The sequence below is a fragment of the Streptomyces sp. NPDC060000 genome (assembly GCF_042737375.1).
GTDB lineage: Bacteria > Actinomycetota > Actinomycetes > Streptomycetales > Streptomycetaceae > Streptomyces.
The window spans coordinates 13,511-32,315 of sequence record NZ_JBHWUU010000103.1; the positions used below are offsets into that span (position 1 = coordinate 13,511).

Annotated in this window: 15 protein-coding genes and 1 pseudogene; 9 read left to right on the forward strand and 7 right to left on the reverse strand. The window is 72.3% G+C overall.

Annotation, left to right across the window (positions count from 1 at the left end; translation table 11 throughout):
* Positions 1-33: 33 nt before the first annotated feature.
* The gene (locus ACFWBB_RS37675; protein ID WP_385282210.1) at positions 34-1,074 is read right to left on the reverse strand and encodes a zinc-binding dehydrogenase; all 1,041 of its coding nucleotides are present in this window, start codon (positions 1,072-1,074) and stop codon (positions 34-36) included.
* A 351-nt stretch (positions 1,075-1,425) separates the two neighbouring features.
* Between ACFWBB_RS37675 and ACFWBB_RS37680 the strand changes: the two genes are divergently transcribed.
* Both ACFWBB_RS37680 and ACFWBB_RS37685 read left to right on the forward strand, forming a co-directional pair.
* Positions 1,426-1,713 carry a hypothetical protein gene (locus ACFWBB_RS37680; protein ID WP_385282212.1) on the forward strand — a complete coding sequence of 96 codons (288 nt, stop codon included), beginning with the start codon at positions 1,426-1,428 and terminating at the stop codon, positions 1,711-1,713.
* A gap of 52 nt (positions 1,714-1,765) precedes the next feature.
* The gene (locus tag ACFWBB_RS37685) at positions 1,766-2,284 is read left to right on the forward strand and encodes a MarR family winged helix-turn-helix transcriptional regulator (protein ID WP_385282215.1); all 519 of its coding nucleotides are present in this window, start codon (positions 1,766-1,768) and stop codon (positions 2,282-2,284) included.
* Positions 2,285-2,329: 45 nt separating this feature from the next.
* Here the strand turns inward: ACFWBB_RS37685 and ACFWBB_RS37690 are convergent.
* Positions 2,330-2,610 (reverse strand): annotated as a pseudogene (locus tag ACFWBB_RS37690) (MFS transporter); the annotation flags it as partial.
* 140 nt (positions 2,611-2,750) lie between these two features.
* Between ACFWBB_RS37690 and ACFWBB_RS37695 the strand changes: the two are divergent.
* From ACFWBB_RS37695 to ACFWBB_RS37705, 3 genes are all read left to right on the forward strand, one after another.
* Positions 2,751-3,149, forward strand: a complete 399-nt coding sequence (locus ACFWBB_RS37695; RefSeq protein WP_385282217.1) for a hypothetical protein — start codon at positions 2,751-2,753, stop codon at positions 3,147-3,149.
* Positions 3,146-3,613 (forward strand): peroxiredoxin, encoded by a 468-nt coding sequence (locus tag ACFWBB_RS37700; RefSeq protein ID WP_385282220.1) that lies wholly within the window; start codon positions 3,146-3,148, stop codon positions 3,611-3,613. The genes ACFWBB_RS37695 and ACFWBB_RS37700 overlap by 4 nt, the downstream gene beginning before the upstream one ends.
* A gap of 66 nt (positions 3,614-3,679) precedes the next feature.
* The gene (locus tag ACFWBB_RS37705) at positions 3,680-6,058 is read left to right on the forward strand and encodes a SpoIIE family protein phosphatase (RefSeq protein WP_385282223.1); all 2,379 of its coding nucleotides are present in this window, start codon (positions 3,680-3,682) and stop codon (positions 6,056-6,058) included.
* A 173-nt stretch (positions 6,059-6,231) separates the two neighbouring features.
* Here the strand turns inward: ACFWBB_RS37705 and ACFWBB_RS37710 are convergent, their stop codons facing one another.
* Positions 6,232-7,062, reverse strand: coding sequence for an aldo/keto reductase (locus ACFWBB_RS37710; RefSeq protein ID WP_385282227.1), 831 nt, complete (start codon positions 7,060-7,062; stop codon positions 6,232-6,234).
* 203 nt (positions 7,063-7,265) lie between these two features.
* Between ACFWBB_RS37710 and ACFWBB_RS37715 the strand changes: the two genes are divergently transcribed.
* Complete coding sequence (locus tag ACFWBB_RS37715; protein WP_385282230.1) at positions 7,266-8,261, forward strand: TauD/TfdA dioxygenase family protein; 996 nt, start codon at positions 7,266-7,268, stop codon at positions 8,259-8,261.
* Positions 8,262-8,377: 116 nt separating this feature from the next.
* Here the strand turns inward: ACFWBB_RS37715 and ACFWBB_RS37720 are convergent, their stop codons facing one another.
* Together ACFWBB_RS37720 and ACFWBB_RS37725 are read right to left on the reverse strand one after the other, a co-directional pair.
* On the reverse strand, positions 8,378-9,412 hold the full coding sequence (locus tag ACFWBB_RS37720; RefSeq protein ID WP_385282232.1) for an LLM class flavin-dependent oxidoreductase: 1,035 nt from the start codon (positions 9,410-9,412) through the stop codon (positions 8,378-8,380).
* 68 nt (positions 9,413-9,480) lie between these two features.
* A complete protein-coding gene (locus ACFWBB_RS37725) occupies positions 9,481-10,986 on the reverse strand; it encodes a metallophosphoesterase family protein (RefSeq protein ID WP_385282235.1) in 1,506 nt (501 codons plus the stop codon).
* Positions 10,987-11,420: 434 nt separating this feature from the next.
* On the opposite strand from ACFWBB_RS37725, the gene ACFWBB_RS37730 reads away from it, so the two are divergent.
* A complete protein-coding gene (locus tag ACFWBB_RS37730) occupies positions 11,421-12,530 on the forward strand; it encodes an LLM class flavin-dependent oxidoreductase (protein WP_385282238.1) in 1,110 nt (369 codons plus the stop codon).
* A complete protein-coding gene (locus tag ACFWBB_RS37735; protein ID WP_385282241.1) occupies positions 12,527-13,927 on the forward strand; it encodes an NtaA/DmoA family FMN-dependent monooxygenase in 1,401 nt (466 codons plus the stop codon). Before ACFWBB_RS37730 ends, ACFWBB_RS37735 begins: the two co-directional genes overlap by 4 nt.
* On the opposite strand, the gene ACFWBB_RS37740 is transcribed toward ACFWBB_RS37735, so the two are convergent.
* Complete coding sequence (locus ACFWBB_RS37740) at positions 13,887-14,714, reverse strand: MHYT domain-containing protein (RefSeq protein WP_385282244.1); 828 nt, start codon at positions 14,712-14,714, stop codon at positions 13,887-13,889. The two genes, ACFWBB_RS37735 and ACFWBB_RS37740, sit on opposite strands and share 41 nt — an antisense overlap.
* A 358-nt stretch (positions 14,715-15,072) precedes the next feature.
* On the reverse strand, positions 15,073-15,921 hold the full coding sequence (locus ACFWBB_RS37745; protein ID WP_385282247.1) for a class I SAM-dependent methyltransferase: 849 nt from the start codon (positions 15,919-15,921) through the stop codon (positions 15,073-15,075).
* 412 nt (positions 15,922-16,333) lie between these two features.
* Between ACFWBB_RS37745 and ACFWBB_RS37750 the strand changes: the two genes are divergently transcribed.
* Positions 16,334-18,736, forward strand: a complete 2,403-nt coding sequence (locus ACFWBB_RS37750) for a M4 family metallopeptidase (protein ID WP_385282249.1) — start codon at positions 16,334-16,336, stop codon at positions 18,734-18,736.
* Positions 18,737-18,805: the final 69 nt, after the last annotated feature.

Here is an 18,805-nt window from a genome sequence, read left to right on the forward strand (position 1 = left end):
CGGGGCCCCGCCCCGGCAGACCGGGACCCGGACTCAGTCGTCCAGCGTGACGACGACCTTCTCCGCCGCGCCGGGAGTCAGGGCCAGTTCGAAGGCACGGCCGGCCTCGGAGAACGGGACGCGGTGGCTGATCAGCCTGGCGAACCGCTCCTGGTGCTCGACCAGTTCCGGGGTCACCTCGAAGATCTCGGTCGGGTAGCCCTGGGAGGCGACGAGGGTGAGCTCGCTGCGGAGCATGCCGCCGAGGTCGATCTCGCCCTTCTTCTGCACGGCGACCATGACCAGCTTCGCGCCCCACTTCGCCGACTGCACCACGGTGTTGAAGACGGCCGGGGCGCCGGCCGCGTCGATGAAGATGTCGGTGCCCGGCCGTGGCTGACCGAGGGCGTTGGCGCTCTGGCCGTGGAGTTCGGTCAGCCGCGCGGACACGTCCTCCGCTGCGGAGTTCACGACGGCGTCCGCTCCCACGGCCAGTGCCTTCTCCAGGCGGGAGGGGATGACGTCCGCGACCACCACGTGCTCCACACCGCGCAGTTTCAGCCAGATCGCCGCGCCCAGCCCGATCGGCCCGGCCCCGAACACCACGACCTTGTCGCCCGGCTTCGCCTCGGAGCGGTTGACGGCGTGCCGGGACACGGCCATCGGCTCGTTGAGCGACGCCACGTCGAACGGGACGCTGTCGGGGAAGACGGCGACGCTCTTTCCCACCTCGGCGTTCTCGATCAGCAGGTACTCGCTCATCCCGCCGAACTTCCCGCCGCAGCCGATGATGCCGGTGGGCGCGTCCTGCGGGTTGACGACCACGCGGTCGCCCGGCTTCAGGCCGTCCACCTCCGCGCCGACCTCCACGACCTCGCCGGCCGGCTCGTGGCCGAGCGCCACCGGGACCAGCTCGCCGCCCAGGTGGGCCCGGGCGGGCATACCGCCCATGTGCAGGAAGGTGACGTCGGTGCCGCAGATGCCGCAGGCGCGGATCCGCACGAGCGCCTCCTTGGGACCGGGCACCGGGCGTTCGACGTCCACGACGTCGATCTTGCCGACCCCGCCGGTCCGGACGGACTTCATCGTGCTCATGAGGGAGCCTTTCTCACTGTTCGGAACTCGGTTGCTGGTGACAGGAGGTGTTGCCCGGTCCGGGGGAGCCCTGACGGAATCCGGGCCCGCAACCCGCCCGGAGGACCGGGGCGGCCGAGTGCGCGTACCCGGTTCGTGGCGTCCCGGGGCCCGGCGCCGGCCGGGGTGTGTACCGGCTGCCGGGCCCGGGGACCGCGCCGATCCCCGTCCCCACGGGTTCGGCGGCCGGTTGCCGCCTCCGCTCAAGGCGACTCCCGGATTGCTTGAGTTAGGCAAACACATGCGGATTACTTGAGTCAAGCAAGTGAAGCAATCACTTGAGTCAGGCAACCGGAAAGGTGGGGTGGGATCATGCTCCCCTCGCCGTCGGCCGGCCGACGGGGCGGCGTCACGGGTACGGTCGCCGAGGATGAGGCGCCGGCCCGGCTCGACGCGCACCGGTTCGACCCGGCCGTCATGGACACCGCACTGCCGGACCTGGCCGGGAGCGACGTGGCCGGCCGCCCGGCGGTCATCCACCGGCCGCCGGTCCTCTACCTCGCCGGTCACCCCACGCGGCGCCGGCCGCGATCGCCTGCCGCCGCAGCCGGATCGCAGGAGTGGCGTACGCGCGTCGTCCGTTCGCCTAGGTCGCGGTGAACGGGGGTAGTAACTTACTTGAGTTACGCAACAAGATGGTAAAGTGGGTCGCATGTCCACCGAACTGCCCCCGTTGCCCTCCGCCGCGACTCCGGAAGTGATCGAGATCGAGCGCGCGCTCACTCGCATCACCTACCTGAGCACCCGCGCCCGCCAGCACGACCGGCTGATGACACTGGCCGGCGTCCCCCTGGACCGCGCCGCCGTGGCCCTGCTGCGACAGGTCGCCGACTCCGAGCCGCTGCGGCCGGGGGAGCTGGCGCAGCGGCTGGGCGTGGAGGCCTCGCATGTGACCCGCACGGTGCAGCAGCTGCAGAAGTCCGGGTACGTCACCCGGGTCCCCGACCCCGACGACGGCCGGGCCCAGCGGATCCAGCTCACCGAGGCCGGCCGGGCGGCCATCGACCGGGTCCGTGACGCGGGCGCCCGGGGGATGCAGCTGGCCCTGGCCGACTGGTCCCCGGAGGAGCTGGGACAGCTCGCCGCGCTCTTCCACCGGATGGTCGACGACTTCCTCTCCCACTCCATCGAGGAGGAGACCGAGCAGTCGGCCGCGGCCCCCCGCGCCTGACCTGCCCTGCGCCTGCCCTCCCGGCGACCGACCTCCCCGCGCCTTTCAGAGGCGCGAGCCGGCCGCGGCCCCGGCCGGTGAAGGCGCGGCGGGGACCGGCTCACGCAGGCCGCGCAGCAGGAGCCAGGCCGTCACGGGAGGGATCAGCAGGGGGGCGGGGCCGCCCGCAGGGAGGTGGCGTCCGCGAGCGCGCCCAGGGCCGGCGCTGCCGCACCCCCGACGCCGACCGTCAGCCCCAGGGTGACGCCGCGCGCGGTCCCCGTGCGCCGGGGCGGACAGTCCTGCCCCAGCGTGACGTGCAGCGAGAACGGCACGTACAACCCTGCCGGCGATCCCCCACCCGCAACCCCGGCGCGACCTGGGTGAGTTGGGGGGAGCCCGCCCCGGGAGCCGCCTCCCGACCCCGCCTCCTGACCCCGGCCTACCCTCCAGTAATGTCGGGCGCCAGGTCGTCAGAGGAGGAACCGTGCCCCGGTCCGAACGCTCACCCCTGCTGCTGGCGGGACTGCTGGCCGGCATGGGCGCAGCCCACTTCGCCGTCCCGCGCCCGTTCGACGCGATCGTGCCGCGCACGCTGCCGGGTTCGCCCAGGGCCTGGACGTACGCCAGCGGCGTCGCCGAGCTGGCCCTGGCGGCGGGAGTGGCCGTGCCGCGTACCCGGAAGACGGCCGCCCTGGCCACGGCCGCGCTCTTCGTCGGCGTCTTCCCCGCCAACGTCAAGATGGCCTGGGACTGGCGGCACCGCCCCGCCCCGCTCAAGGCCGCCGCCGTGGCCCGGCTTCCCTTCCAGGTGCCCCTCGTGATGTGGGCCCGCAGCGTCGCCGACGGCGCCCGCACCGCGAACATCACGGAGGGACGGTCATGACCAGGGCTCTGGAGACCGGCGACCTCGTCGAGGACTTCGCGCTGCCGGACGAGACCGGCACCGTGCGCAGCCTGACGGACCTGCTCGCCGACGGGCCGGTGGTTCTCTTCTTCTACCCCGCCGCCCTGAGCACGGGCTGCACCTCCGAGGCCTGCCACTTCCGCGACCTGGCGGCCGAGTTCGCCGCCGTGGGCGCCCGGCCCGTCGGGATCAGCGGGGACTCCGTCGACCGCCAGCAGGAGTTCGCCGGGCGGCACTCGCTCGGCATGCCGCTGCTGTCCGACGCCGACGGAGCGGTGCGGGAACGGTTCGGCGTGAAGCGCGGCTTCTCCCTGGCCCCCACCAAGCGGGTCACCTTCGTCATCGCGAGGGACCGCACCGTCCTGGAGGTCGTACGCAGCGAGCTGCGGATGAACACCCACGCCGACCGCGCCCTCGAAGCGCTGCGCGCCCACCGCGCCTGAGCCGCCTGGCGCCCCGGCCGGCCCGGCGCGGTTGATGCACCGGGCCAAAGGGACCATTCTGGACAAATGGAGCATGTCGTCGCTGCGGCGGTCATCGATGCTCACGGCATCGTGACGGGCTGGAGCGAGGGTGCCCGTCTCCTGACGGGCCACCCGGCCGAGGAGGCCGTGGGCCGGGCCGCGGCCGACCTGCTCGCCGAGGACCTGCCCCGACGTGCGGACGGCGAGTGGACCGGCCCCGTCGTGGTGCGCCACCGCGACGGCCACCCCGTGACCCTCGTCGTGACGGCCTGCCCGGTGCTCGGCGCCGACGCCCGGCCCACGGGCTTCACCCTCACCGCGCGGCCGCCCGAGGCAGCGCGGCCGGCAGAGACCACGCAGCCGCCCGGGGCCGTGGAGCAGACGCTCGCGGGGCGGGCCTTCCAGCAGGCCTCCATGTCGATGTCCGTCTTCGACCCCGGGCAGCGCTATCTGCGCCTGAACGAGACGGCCTGCAAGGTCATGGGCGTGCCGGAGGACGTTCTCCTCGGCCGCCACTTCCCCGAGACCGTCGCGGACGCCGAGCACAGCCGGGGCTTCGACTGGCATCTGCGCCACGTCGCCGAGACCGGCCGCCCGGTGCGCTACGAGAGCTTCACCGGAGCGCCGGCCCTCAACCGGGAGCATGCCTGGAGCACGGAGATGTGGCCCGTGCGCGACGACTCCGGAGCGGTGACCGGCGTGGCCCTCGCGGCCTTCGACAGCACGGAGCAGTATCTGGCCCGCCGGCGCCTGGCCCTGTTGAACGAGGCCGCGGCCTCCATCGGCACCACCCTCGACGTGGTGCGCACCGCCGAGGAGGTGATCGCGCTCCTCGTGCCCCGGTTCGCCGACTTCGCCAGCGTGGACCTGCTGGACTGGGTCCTGGGTGCCGACGAGCCGCCACCCGTCCCGGGCGGTGAGGTCGTGCTGCGCCGTGTCGCCCATGGCTCCGCCCACGAGGGCACCCCCGAGGCGGCGGTCCGCCTCGGCGAGACCGACGTCCATCCGCCTTTCAGCCCGCCCGCCCTTGCCCTGCGGGAGGGGCGTGCCGTCCGCATCCAGGCGGGTGAGCCCGATTTCATGAGCTGGCTGGGCGAACGCAACGCGCGCGCTCCCGAGGGCCGCCGATTCCGCAGCGGGGTCCACTCGGTGATATCGGTGCCCCTGCGGGCCCGGGGCACCACCCTGGGCGTCCTGGTCGGCGTCCGTATCGCCCATCCCGACGACTACGAGGCCGACGACGCCGTCTTCGCCGAGGAACTCGCCAGCCGGGCCGCCGTCTGCGTCGACAACGCCCGCCGCTTCGCCCGCGAACGCACCACCGCCCTCACCCTCCAGCACAGCCTGCTGCCCCGGGGCCTGCCCGGACAGGCCGCCGTCGAGGTAGCCCACCGCTATCTGCCCAGCGGCTCCACCGCCGGCATCGGCGGCGACTGGTTCGACATCATCCCGCTCTCCGGCAGCCGGGTCGCCCTCGTCGTCGGCGACGTCGTCGGACACGGCATCCCTTCCACGGCGACCATGGGCCGGCTCTGCACGGCCGTGCGCACCCTGGCCGACGTGGATCTGGCGCCGGACGAACTGCTCACCCACCTCGACGACCTCGTCACCCATCTGGCGGCGTACGACGACGCCGGCGAGGACGTCGCGGAGCTCGGCGCCACCTGCCTCTACGCCGTATACGATCCCGTCAGCCGCCGTCTCACCGTCGCCGCCGCCGGACACCCGGCACCCGCCGTCGTCCTGCCCGACGGCACCGCACAACTGCTCCGCATGACTCCCGGGCCCCCGCTCGGGGTCGGCGGACTGCCCTTCGAGGCAATCGAACTGGAGCTGCCCGAGGGCGCGGTCGTCGCCCTGTACACGGACGGCCTGGTCGAGGACCGCGACCGTGACGTCGACCGCGCCACCGGCGAACTGTGCAGCGCCCTGACCGCACCCGCCGCCACGCTCGACGCCCTCTGCGACACCGTGCTCAAGGCGGTCCTGCCGGAGGCGCCCAGCGACGACGTCGCCCTCCTGCTCGCCCGCACCCGGGCGCTCGGCGCGGACCGGGTCGCCACCTGGGACGTGGAACCGGACCCGGCCCTCGTCGCCGTCACCCGGCAGGCGGCGACCGAGCAACTGGGCGCGTGGGGCCTGGAGGAGGCGGCCTTCGTCACCGAACTCGTCGTCAGCGAACTCGTCACCAACGCCATCCGCTACGGCGCACCGCCCATCCAGCTGCGCCTGATCCGCGACCGCAACCTCATCTGCGAGGTCTCGGACGGCAGTTCCACCTCACCCCACCTGCGCCGCGCCCACGCCTTCGACGAGGGCGGGCGCGGCCTGCTGCTCGTCGCGCAGCTCACCCAGCGCTGGGGCAGTCGGCAGACGGACCGGGGCAAGACGATCTGGGCGGAGCAGACGCTCGAGCCCGAGTGATCACTCGGACGGGCAACCGCCTACGGCGTCGCTCGTTCCTCGGCGGCCAGCTGATCGCCAGGGTCCCCTGGGCTCGCACCGGACGTGCCGGGCGCGGGGCCGGTGCCCGCCGGGCGCCGTGGGCACCCCGCGTGCGACGGCGGGGGCCGACACCGGCAAGCCCCCCGCATCGCTCAGAACTCCTCGTGCGCCTCGGGGTCGCCGCCCAGGCGCTGGTGCGGCCGTGCCGCGATCGCCGCCAGCTGGGCCGGTCCGAGTTCGAAGCCGAAGACGTCGAGGTTGGCGCGCTGCCGCTCGGGGCTGGACGACTTGGGGATGGGTACCGCGCCGAGCTGGAGGTGCCAGCGCAGCACGACCTGGCCGGGCGTCACGCCCAGCGACTCGGCGACGGAGACGACGGCCGGGTCCTCCAGGAGCGCCGAACCACGGCCCAGCGGGCTCCAGCTCTCCGTGCGGACGCCCTTCGCCTCGTGGAAGGCACGCAATCCGTCCTGCGGGAAGAGCGGATGCAGCTCGATCTGGTTGACGGACGGCAGCACACCGGTCTCCTTCTCCAGCCGCTCGATGTGCCCGGCGGTGAAGTTGGAGACGCCGATCGACCGGACCAGGCCGTCCTCGCGCAACTTGATCATGGCCCGCCAGGAATCGACGAACCTGTCGACCCGGGGGAGCGGCCAGTGGATCAGATACAGGTCCACGTACTCGAGGCCGAGCCGCCGCCGGGACTCCTCGAAGGAGGCGAGGGTCTCCTCGTAGCCGTGGTGGCGGCCGGGAAGCTTCGTGGTGACCACGATCTCCTCGCGCGGCACCCCGCCCCGGGCCACGCCCCGACCGACCCCGCTCTCGTTGCGATAGTTCGTCGCCGTGTCGACGAGCCGGTAGCCCAGGCCGAGTGCCTCGGCCACCGCCCGCTCCGCCTCCGCGTCGTCCATCGGCCAGGTGCCCAGACCCACGGCCGGGAGCCTCGTACCGTCGTTGAGCGTGTGCTCCGGGATGTCGCTCACCAGGGGGACCTTTCCTCGGCTGTGTCGTCCGTGTCGTCCCACCAGCCTCACCGATGGGACGGGGGTCGATCAACCGGACGACCCGGCGCGCCCCGTCCGCCTCCGGCGGCGGGTGCCCGATGCCCTGTCGCCAGGCCGCCGATTCGCTGTCACGATCTTCGAGGAGCCGTGACGGACGACCAGCGAAGACGAGCGGAGCACGCATGACGAGGGACAGCCGGGCGACCTTCTTCGACGACCCGGCGGCCGAGCAGGCCGCACGGGAAGCCGGAGTGGAGGTGAAACCGGTCGCCGGACACATAGGTGCCGAGATCGAAGGCGTCGAACTGGCCGCCGGGCTCGACGACGCCCAGGTCGCCGTGGTCAGGGCGGCGGTGCTGCGCTGGAAGGTGGTGTTCTTCCGCGGCCAGCGCCTCGACCACGCGGGGCACGTGGCGTTCGCGCGCCGGTTCGGCGAACCCGTCGTCCTGCGCAAACGCGGCAGCGCCTCGCCGCCGGACTTCCCGGAGATCGAGACGACCGCCGACCGCCTCGAACTGGGCGGGAAGTTCGGCATGGAGCACGAGGAGTGGCTCCGGCGCCGCCGTCACACCCTCCAGCGCGGCTGGCACTGCGACCACGGCGCCCGTATCGACCCGCCGGCCGCGACGATCCTGCGCGCCGAGACCGTACCGCCCTACGGAGGTGACACGACCTGGGCCAACCTGGCGGCCGCCCACGCCGGACTCTCCGCGCCGCTGCGGGAGTTCCTGGCCGGGCTGCGCGCCGAACACCGGCTCGGCGTCGGCTACCAGCCCCGCCCCGGTGACGACGCGTACGTCCGCCATCTCCTCGATCACCAGGTCGCCTCGGTACACCCCCTGGTACGGGTCCACCCCGAGACGGGCGAGCGGGTGCTGTACGTCAACGGCTACTACCTCGAGCAGATCACCGACCTCTCCCGCGCGGAGAGCCGGGCGATCCTTGACATGCTGCTGGAGGAGGCGACCCGCCCCGAGTACACGGTCCGCTTCCGCTGGGAGCCGGGCAGCGTGGCGTTCTGGGACAACCGCGCCACGATCCACCTCGCGCCCGGCGACAACGCGCACCTGGGCTTCCCGCGCACCATGCACCGGGTGATGCTCACCGGCGAGGTCCCCGTCGGGGTGGACGGCAAGCCGTCGGAGCCGGTGACAGGAACCGAGCCGGGCCGCTGGTAGGTACCCCCAGAACCCGGATCCCGGATCCCGGATCCCAGAGCCCAGCTGAACCCAGTCGTCAGGCCTCGGTCGTCAGTCGTCATGCCTCGGACCCCGGAGACCTCAGGCCTCAGGCCTCAGACTCCGGCGCCGGGCCGCCAGCCCAGCGCCGGACCCAGTTTCGTCGCCGTGTCGGTCAGGATCTGCACGTAGTCCTCGTGCTCGAAGGTGAACGGCAGGGCGAAGGCGACCTCGTCGATCTCGCGGAACGCGGCGTGGGCGTGCAGGCGTTCGGCGATCTCCTCCGAGGTGCCCACCAGGTCCGGGGCGAAGAGCAGCCGTGCCGGGCCCTGCGGCGACGTCGTACGGGGGAGCCGCTTCGCAGCGAACTCCTCGTACTTCACGCGCTGTTCGGGGGAGGCGGAGTCGGTGGGGATGACCACGAGACCCTGTGAGACACGGGCCGCCTCGCCGTCGGGGTGGGCGGCCCGGAAGGCCTGGACGTGGGAGAGCTGCATCTCGGCGAAGTCCCGGTTGTCGTCCGGGCCTTCGGCCTTGACGACGCTGCTCGTGAGGAAGTTCATGCCGTGTTCCCCGGCCCACCGCGCCGAGCTCAGGCTGCCTCCGCCGTACCACAGGCGGCGGCCCAGACCGGGGGAGTGCGGCTGCACCCGGTCGGAGAACACCTCGAAGCCCTCGGTCCCGCTGAAGTCGGTGGCCGGCTTGCCGCGCACGAGGTCCAGCAGCCGTCGTGCCCGCTCGTAGCCGAAGTTCTCCGCGTCCGCCGTGTCCGGGTACAGGGCCTCCTTGACCTGCTCGTAGTGCATCGGCGGGCCGACGCTCACCCCCGGATTGAGCCGGCCCCCCGAGAGGACGTCGACGGTGGCCAGATCCTCCGCGAGGCGCAGCGGGTTCTCCCAGCCCAGCGGGATGACCGCGGTGCCGAGCTCGATGCGGCGGGTGCGCTGCGAGGCGGCCGCCAGGACGGCGACGGGGGAGGAGATGCCGTACTGGAGGTGCCGGTGGCGCACCCACGCGCTGTCGAAGCCGAGTCGCTCACCCAGCTCGATGATCTCCAGGGTGGTCTCGTGCCCCCGGCCCGGGTCGTCCGCGTCGAACAGCCCGATGGTGAGGAAGCCCAGTTTGCGCAAGGGGCGTGAGGTCGGCGACACGGGCTCCTCCATCGTTCGACGGCGTGTACGGCCGTACGGCGGTTCTCCGGCGATTGTGGCAGGTGGCCTCAGGCCAGCGGGATCGTGACCTCGTCCTCGACCGGCGGGTTCAGCTCCTGGGCGCGGTTCCCGGTGGCCGCGAAGCAGCGCAGCCGGACCGCCTCCGGGGTGACGTCCAGCCGCAGGAAGCACTTGAAGAACGGCGGGCTGTACGTCACCGAGCTCGGCGAGAAGAGCTGGGTGTAGATCTTGCGCACTGGCAGCCGGAACCGTTTGCGGTGCTCCGGGCGGCTCCCGGTGCCCAGCAGACCGGCCAGCAGGCGGATCCGCCGTGTCACCCTGACCTCCGGACCCGGCGTGCGGGTCGGCGGGATGCCCAGCCGTTCGGCGACGACCGCCTGGGCCTCGGCCTCGGTGAGGGCGAAGAAGCGGCGCAGCCGCAGCCGGCGCCCGTAGAGCCGGCTGTAGAAGGCGAGGGAGTCGCCGCGCAGCGGATAGCAGCGGAAGTCCCGCTCGGTGACACCTGCGACGGACACCCGGGGGATGGTGTGCGTGGCGTGCATGAAGGCGCCCCCGCCGCCCGCGACCACGTACTGCAGCGTCCGCCCGTCCGCCAGACGCACCGGATAGCGCTGGTAGTTGTGGATGTCGCCGCCGATCGCCGCCACGTAGTGGTGCTCGGGCGCGCCGACGATGTCGTCGACGGTGCCGCCCCCTTCGATGGGGCACGGGTGGTGCTCGCCGTCGACGTAGAGGGGGGAGCCGGTGATGAGGATCTTCGGGCGCGGGCCCCCGGAAACCTCGCGCAGCCACGCGCCCTGTTCGGCGTCGAGGGTGCCGAGCAGCCCGGTGTCGATGCCTATGATCCGCACCGGGCCGGCGTCGATCGCCCAGTACGGCCCGGGCTGCACGGCCTGTTGCCCCGCCGTGGACCTCAACGCGCGGGCTTCGGCCAGGCGTTGACCGTCGTGCGCACGGGGCCGGTGCCACAGCAGGGAACGCAGCCGGGCGCGGCTGAGCCGGCGCGGCGCGGGATCGGCGGACAGGGGCGGGGCGTCGCCGCAGAAGACCCGCATGAACGCGCCCAGGTCCTCGTACCAGTCGTGGTTTCCCGGTATCGCGTATATGGGGGCCGGATAGTCCCGGTACGGGCGGAAGAACTTGGTGCCGTAGTCGTCGGCGCTGCCGACCGGATAGATGACGTCACTGGCCAGGACGGCGAAGGAGGTGCCCTGACTTGCCCTCAGAAAGCCTGGTACGACAGCGTATTGGGGATCGTCGCCCTCCCCGGTGTCGCCGATGACCATGAAGGAGAAGCTGTCCGGGTCCGTACGCCGGATCACTTTGTCGGCGGGTGCGCCGGCCGCCGCCCGCTGCGCCACCAGGCGGGCGCGGGTACGGCCCGTCGGGTCCCCGAACCACGACGCCAGCACGCCGTTGCGAGCGGCCCACAGCATCCTGGGGTCAAGCCACGAGATCTTCTCGGTCCTGTCCGGCATGAGCTGCCGGTACGCGCCTCGCTCGGCGCCGACCCAGCCGGCGCCTTCGGCGGTATCACGTGAGGAGTCAGACACCGGTGCACCGTAGCAATGATCCACAGTCCGCCAGAAGACGGGTGACCGGCGACGATGGTCCGCCCACGGACCGCAGGCCCGAGGCGGTGCACGCACGACTTCGCGACGCGACCCGCGCTCCACGCGGCCACCCACCGACTGATGAACCGACTGATGAACCGACTTCATGAACCGACTTCATGCAGCGGCATCTAATGCCCTTGACACCTTCCGGGGCCGACCACGTAGGTTGAAGTGATCTGTCACGAAGGGCGGAGGCCCAGATGCGCGCACCTGGCACGACACCGCACGGTGTCGGCACGGGCACGCGGCTGATCACCCGACGGCATGTCGACTACTGCCGCACCGCCTCCGCCGTCTGTCCTTCCGCACGCCACTGACCCCGCCGGCCCGTCGGGCCGGTCGACTCGTCGTGCCCCCGGAAGGAACTTCCGTTGTCCGGTCCCGCTCTGCGGCTCGCCGTCGAAATCGACGGTGACGGTGCCCACCCCGCGGCCTGGCGCCGCGCCGCCCACTCACCCGACCACCTGCTCACCCCCCGCCGGGTGGCCCACGTAGCCGCCGCCGCGGAGAACTCCGGGTTCACCCTGGTCACCCTCGAGGACGGCGCGCTGCCACCCGGTGCCACCCCCGACGTCGTCGGCCGCATCGGGGCGGTGGAGCGGGCCGCGTTCCTGGCCGCGTCGACCGGCGTCATCGGCATCGCGCCCGTGGTGCCGCTCACGTACGCCGAACCCTTCCACGTCTCCAGCCAGTTGGCGTCCCTGGACCACATCTCCGTCGGGCGCGGCGGCTGGGTGGTCAGTGAGGAGGAAAGCCCCGAGGCGGCCCGGGTCTGGGGCCGTCCCCTCGTCGACGGCGAGGACGCCAGGGCCCGTGAGTCCCGCGACGGTGTCGAGGTCGTCCGCGCACTGTGGGACTCGTGGGAGGACGACGCGGTCATCCGTTCCGTCGCCACCAGCCGTTACCTCGACCGCGACCGGCTGCACTACGTCGACTTCACGGGCGACGCCTACGCGGTGAAGGGCCCGGCCATCGTGCCGCGCCCGCCCCAGGGACAGCTGGTCGTCCTCGGCCGGCCCGACCGCGTCCCCGCCGCGCAGCTCGACGTCGCCCTCGTCGGGGGCCGCGACCTCACCGCGGTCCGCGCGGCCGCCGCCGACGCCGGGACACCCCGTACCTTCGCCGAGATCGAGGTCGCCCTCGACACGGCTCACGCCACCGCCGAGGAACGCGTCACCGACCTCGCACAGCACGCGCCGTGGACCGACCGGGGACGACTGCGCCACATCGGCTCCGCCTCCGGACTCGCGGTGCTGCTCGGGCAGTTGCGGGGAATCGTGGACGGCGTACGCCTGCACCCGCTGGTGCTGGACGAGGATCTGCCGGAGCTGTCCCGGCTCGTCCTGCCCCACCTCTTCGAGCGGCGCCTCGCCGTGCGCCCGCTGCCCGGCGCGTCCCTGCGCGGCCACCTGGGCCTGGAGCGTCCCGCCAACCGCTACGCCACCGGCCCGGACCTCGAGGCCCTTCAGGAGACCCGATGACCCGCACCGACCCCCTCGACGTCCCCCGGCCCGACGCACAGCTGCACTTCGGTGTCTTCTTCCAGGGCGTCAACCACTGGACCATCTGGTCCGACCCGGCCAGCGGCTCCCAGATCGACCCCGCCAGCTTCCGGCGGGTCGCCCGGACCGCCGAACGGGGCCTGTTCGACGCGTTCTTCCTGGGGGAGGGGCTGCGGCTGCGCGAGGTCGACGGACTGATCCACGAACTCGACGTCGCCGGCCGGCCCGACGCCATCACCCAGCTCGCCGCGCTGGCCGCCGTCACCGACCGGATCGGCCTGGTCAGCACCTCCAACACCACCTTCAACGAACCCGCCGACCTCGCCCGCCGGCTCTCCGGACTCGACCTGCTCTCCGAGGGCCGGGCCGGCTGGAACGTCGTGACCACCGACAACGCCTGGACCGGAGCCAACTTCCGGCGCGGCGGCTACCTCGACCACGCGGACCGCTACCGGCGCGCCGAGGAGTTCCTCACCGTGGCCCGGGCCCTCTGGGACGGCTGGGCGGACGGGGCCGTCTCCGGCGCCGCGGGCGCCACGGCCTGGGCGGCGCCCGGGGCCGTACGCCAAGTCCGGCACCGTGGGGCGCAGTTCGACGTCGACCTCACGCCCACCCTGCCCCGCAGCGGCCAGGGCCACCCGGTGATCTTCCAGGCCGGGGACTCCGGCGAGGGCCGCGACTTCGCCGCCCGCAACGCCGACGTCGTCTTCTCCGCGCACGGCACCGACTTCGACGACGCGCTCGAATTCGCCGAGGACCTCCGGCGGCGGCTGCTCGCCGTCGGCAGGCCGGAGGACGACCTGCGCATCCTCCCCGGCACGGAGATCATCATCGGGGCGACGGAGGCGGAGGCGCTGGAGAAGAAGCGCTGGATCCGTCTCCAGCAGGTCACCCCGGCGACGGCGTTGGGTGTCGCCGGTCTGCTGTGGGGCCTCGACCTCTCGGGCCGGGACGCCGACGGCCCGCTGCCCAAGGAGGACCCGGTCGTCGCCGAGAACGACGGCTCCTTCGGCGCGCGGCGCGTCGCCGACCCGCGCAAGACGGTCGCCGAGTGGCGCGAGAAGGCGGAGCTGCACGGCTGGTCGCTGCGCGAGACCGTCATCGCCCTGGGACCGCAGCGCGGGCACGTAGGCACCCCGGCGGGGCTGGCCGACAGGTTCACCCACTGGGTGCGGCACGGCGCCGTCGACGGCTTCAACGTGACGCCCTACCTCATTCCCGACGGCCTGGACGACATCGTCGACCTGCTCGTCCCGGAACTGCAGGAGCGCGGTGTCTACCCCACCGCGTACACGGGCAGGACGCTCCGTGAGCATCTCGGCCTGCGTGCACCCCTCACCCACCGCTCCACGACCGTCGGGCGGCAGGCGGGCTGACCGTCTCCTCCGTCGTACCGGCCCGCCCCGCCCGGGCGGGCCGGTTCCAGTCGCCTTCGCCGAGCACGAGCAGCGGGTCGAACATCACCACCACGCCCGCCAGCAGAAGGAAGACCACCGGTCCGATCAGCATCGGCAGCAGCAGTGAGGTCGGGCTGTCCCCGGCCCACGACGGCGTCGTGTCGTGCACATGGACGCTGACCGCGGCCATCGCCGTGTAGTGCATCCCCGACACGGCCACGCCCATCACCAGGCTGGCGCCGAGGCTCGTCAGGAAGCCGCGGATCGTGACGGCCGCCCACAGGGCGGCGGTCGCGGCGACCACCGCGATCAGCACCGAGAGCGCGACCGTGAGCGGGGCGTACTCGACGGCGCCGTTGAGCTGCATCGCCGCCATGCCCAGGTAGTGCATGGCCGCGACCCCGATGCCGGTGATCACACCCGCGAGGGCCAGCGCTCCTCGCCCGGCGCCCCGGTACCCCACGATGAACACGCCGACGCCGACCACGGCGACCGCGACGGCGAGGCTGAGCACGGTCAGACCGACGTCGTAGCCGATCCGGGTCTCCTCGACCTGGAATCCGATCATGGCGATGAAGTGCATCGTCCAGATGCCACAGCCGATCGACGCAGCCCCCAGCGCCAGCCAACCCGGCTTCCACGATGCGTCGTCGAGCAGCGTCCGCACGATGCAGCGCAGCCCCAGAGCTCCTCCCAGGCAGGCCATCACAAAGGCCGCCACCGGGGTCACCACCCCGTACCGGAACCCGTCTATCGTGCCTTCCATCATCAACTCCCCCGAAAGTGACGCCTTTTCGTAGAGCAGGTCTACGGGCATGAGGGTGGTGAAAGCAAGCGCTTCCTGCGGGTTGATCACCAACTCCCCGTCCCGGGACCGTCCACCGGCGGATTTGGTGGAGCAGGTCCAGCACCTGGTCGCCCTCGATCACCGTGTGCTGGTCCTCCAGCAGGTGTACGCCGGTGACCGGGCCGAAGTACCGCTCGCCCGAGCCGAGGACCGCGGGCACGACGTCCATCGCGACCTCGTCCACCAGGTCCACGGCGAAGTCCACCAGGTCCACGGCGAACGGCTCTCCGCCGGCCTCGCCCGCCGCCGCGGCGCCCCGCGCCGGGTCTGGGGACGGTCACGGCGCGGAGGCGTCCTTCCCCCAGACGAAGACCTCGGTGCCCGGCAGGCGTGCGGAGAACAGGCCCGGTCCGGAGGCCTCCCGCAGCAGCCGACGCAGGTCGGCCTCGAATGCGTCGCGGCGCGGACCGAAGAGGTGTGGAGCCGAGAACGACATCGAGAACACCTCCGCGACGACGTCGTCAGCCGTGCGTTCGAGCGGTTGCCCGCCGGGAACGACTTGGCGCCGCGGACCGGAGAATCCCGCCCGGGCGAGCACCGCGGCCTCACCGCCGGGCGTTCCCTGCGGCAGTACACCCCGGCCGGCTCGTCGGACCGGCCCGAGATAGCGCCCGATCAGCTCCTGGATCGCGGCACCGGGCACCGCGGGATACGGGAGACCGCCGACGGCCGGTGTCCCGGTCTTCAGGTCCGAGACGTGCACCAGCGCTCCGCCGGGCCGGAGCAGGTCCCTGGTGGCCGCCGCCACCAGGTCGCGGTCCATCCAGTGGAAGGACTGGCCGAAGGTCGCGACGGTGAACGTGCCCAGGTCCGCGGGCAGTTCCTCGGCCCGCGCCCGCACCCACCGGGTCTTCGCGGTCACTCCCCTTCTCGAGGCCTCCCGTCCCGCTTCGGCGACCATCTCCCGGTCCGGGTCCACTCCGACGACCTCGCCGAACAAGTGGGCCAGATCCAGGGCGAGGGTTCCCGGTCCGCATCCCACGTCCACGAGGCGCCCGCGCCCGTCGAGACGCAGGACCTCGGCGAGCGTCTCCGCCAGCCCGGGGGCGTAGGGAAGCCTCCCGCGCCGGTAGTACGGGGCAGTACCCGCGAACAACGTGTCGTCCCACTCCCACCCGGCCACCACGTCCGCCCACCGCCTTCGCGCGATTCCGCAACCGTTGCGCGGCCGATGATTCCACGGCCCGGCGAACGGCCGGATCGCGCCGGTCGCGTGCCGCCGGTCGTCCGCCTGGCACCGCGCGACGCCCCGTCCGGCGGATCGCCGGCAGGACAGCGAACGCACAGCTCACTCACAGTCGGGCCGGGGGGTGGGGGCTTTGGCCCGGCCCGGCACCGAGGGATAACCCTTGAAGCGCCCGGCTTTGGCTGACATGCCACCGACAAGCCTGTCATTCTCCCACCCAACTACCGCGCACCAGCGGCATGTTGTCGCCCCACGTTCACGGTCCCGCACCACTCAGCTCGTCCCGGACAGCACACCCGTCTGCCCGGTCTGTCACCGGCCGTACCCCGCGGCCGCCGCAGTAGGAGAACGAGTGAGACCCAACCCCCGCAAGCGGACCACGGTCGGAGCAGCCCTGCTCTCCGCCGCCGCCCTTCTGGCCCTCGGCGTCCAGACGGTTCCGGCGACCGCGCTGCCCGCAGCCCCCCACCCCGGCCCCCTGCGCACCGGCGGTCTGCCCGCCGATCTCACCCCCGCCCAGCGCACGACCCTGATCAGAAGCGCCGAGGCGAAGGCGACGGACACGGCCGAGTCCCTCGGCCTCGGCGCCCAGGAGAAACTGGTCGTCAAGGACGTCGTGAAGGACAACGACGGCACCCTGCACACGCGCTACGAGCGCACCTACGCAGGGCTGCCGGTCCTCGGCGGCGACCTCGTCGTGCACACGCCCCCGGCCTCGCTGGCGGCCGGCACGGTGAGTACGACCTTCAACAACAACCGGCGCACCGTCTCGGTCAAGTCCACGACCGCCTCGTACAGCAAGGCGGCCGCCGAGACCAAGGCCCTGTCGGCCGCGAAGGCGCTCGACGCGAAGAGCCCCGCCGCCCAGAGCGCGCGCAAGGTGATCTGGGCCGGCGAGGGCACGCCCAAGCTCGCCTGGGAGACCGTGGTGAGCGGGCTCCAGGACGACGGCACACCGAGCAAGCTGCACGTCATCACCGACGCGGCCACCGGTGCGAAGCTCTCCCAGTTCGAGGGCATCGAGACCGGCACCGGCAACAGCCAGTACAGCGGTACCGTCAGCCTCAACACCACGCTGTCCGGCTCGACCTACCAGCTGTACGACACCACGCGCGGCGGCCACAAGACGTACTCCCTCAGCAACGGAACGTCCGGCACCGGCACCCTGATGACCGACGCCGACGACACGTGGGGCACCGGGGCCGGTTCCAACACGCAGACCGCCGGCGTCGACGCCCACTACGGCGCCCAGGAGACGTGGGACTTCTACAAGAACACCTTCGGCCGCAGCGGCATCAAGAACGACGGCGTCGCCGCCTACTCCCGCGTCCACTACAGCACGGCGTACGTCAACGCCTTCTGGGACGACGACTGCTTCTGCATGACCTACGGCGACGGCACCAGCAGCACCCACGCCCTCACCTCGCTCGACGTGGCGGGCCACGAGATGTCCCACGGCGTCACCTCCAACACCGCGGGCCTCAACTACACGGGTGAGTCGGGCGGCCTGAACGAGGCCACCTCCGACATCTTCGGCACGGGCGTGGAGTTCTACGCCAACAACTCCTCCGACGTGGGCGACTACCTCATCGGCGAGAAGATCGACATCAACGGCGACGGCACGCCGCTGCGTTACATGGACAAGCCCTCCAAGGACGGCGGCTCCGCCGACAGCTGGTACTCCGGCGTCGGCAACCTCGACGTCCACTACTCCTCGGGCCCGGCGAACCACATGTTCTACCTGCTCTCCGAGGGCAGCGGCAGCAAGACCATCAACGGCGTGACCTACAACAGCACGACCTCCGACGGCGTCGCCGTCGCGGGCATCGGCCGGGCCGCGGCTCTTCAGGTCTGGTACAAGGCGCTGACGACGTACATGACGTCCAGCACCACGTACGCCCAGGCCCGCACCGCCGCGCTGAACGCCGCGTCGGCGCTCTACGGCAGCAGTTCCGCCCAGTACGCCGGAGTCGGCAACGCCTTCGCCGGCATCAACGTCGGCAGCCACATCACGGTCCCGTCGACCGGCGTCACGGTGACCAACCCGGGCAGCCAGTCCGCCACGGTCGGCACCGCGGTGAACCTCCAGATCTCCGCGAGCAGCACCAACAGCGGCTCCCTGACCTACGCCGCGACCGGGCTGCCCGCCGGTCTTTCGATCAGCTCGACCGGCCTGATCTCCGGAACGCCGACCACGGCCGGCTCCTCCAGCACCACCGTCACGGTGACCGACAGCACCGGCGCGACCGGGACCGCGGCCTTCACCTGGACGGTCAGCTCCTCGGGCGGGGGCGGCTCCTGCACCGCCACGCAGCTGCTGGGCAACGCGGGCTTCGAGTCGGGCAACACCACCTGGACCGCGTCGAGCGGTGTGATCACCAACTCCAGCAGCCAGGCGGCCCGTACCGGCTCCTACAAGGCGTGGCTCGACGGCTACGGGTCGACCCACACCGACACGCTGACGCAGTCGGTGACGATCCCGAGCGGCTGCACCAACACCACGTTCACCTTCTACCTGCACGTGGACACGGCCGAGACCTCCACCAGCACGCAGTACGACAAGCTGACGGTCACCGCCGGGTCCACCACCCTGGCCACCTACTCCAACCTCAACGCGGCGACCGGCTACGTCCAGAAGTCCTTCAGCCTCGGGTCCTTCGCGGGCTCCACCGTGGCCCTGAAGTTCTCCGGCGTCGAGGACACCTCGCTCCAGACCAGCTTCGTCCTGGACGACACCGCCGTGACGACCGGCTGATCCGTACCACCTGTCCCACCCGCTGTATCCGTTCCACGTGACGACGTCCCGCACGCGGCTCCCTCCGCG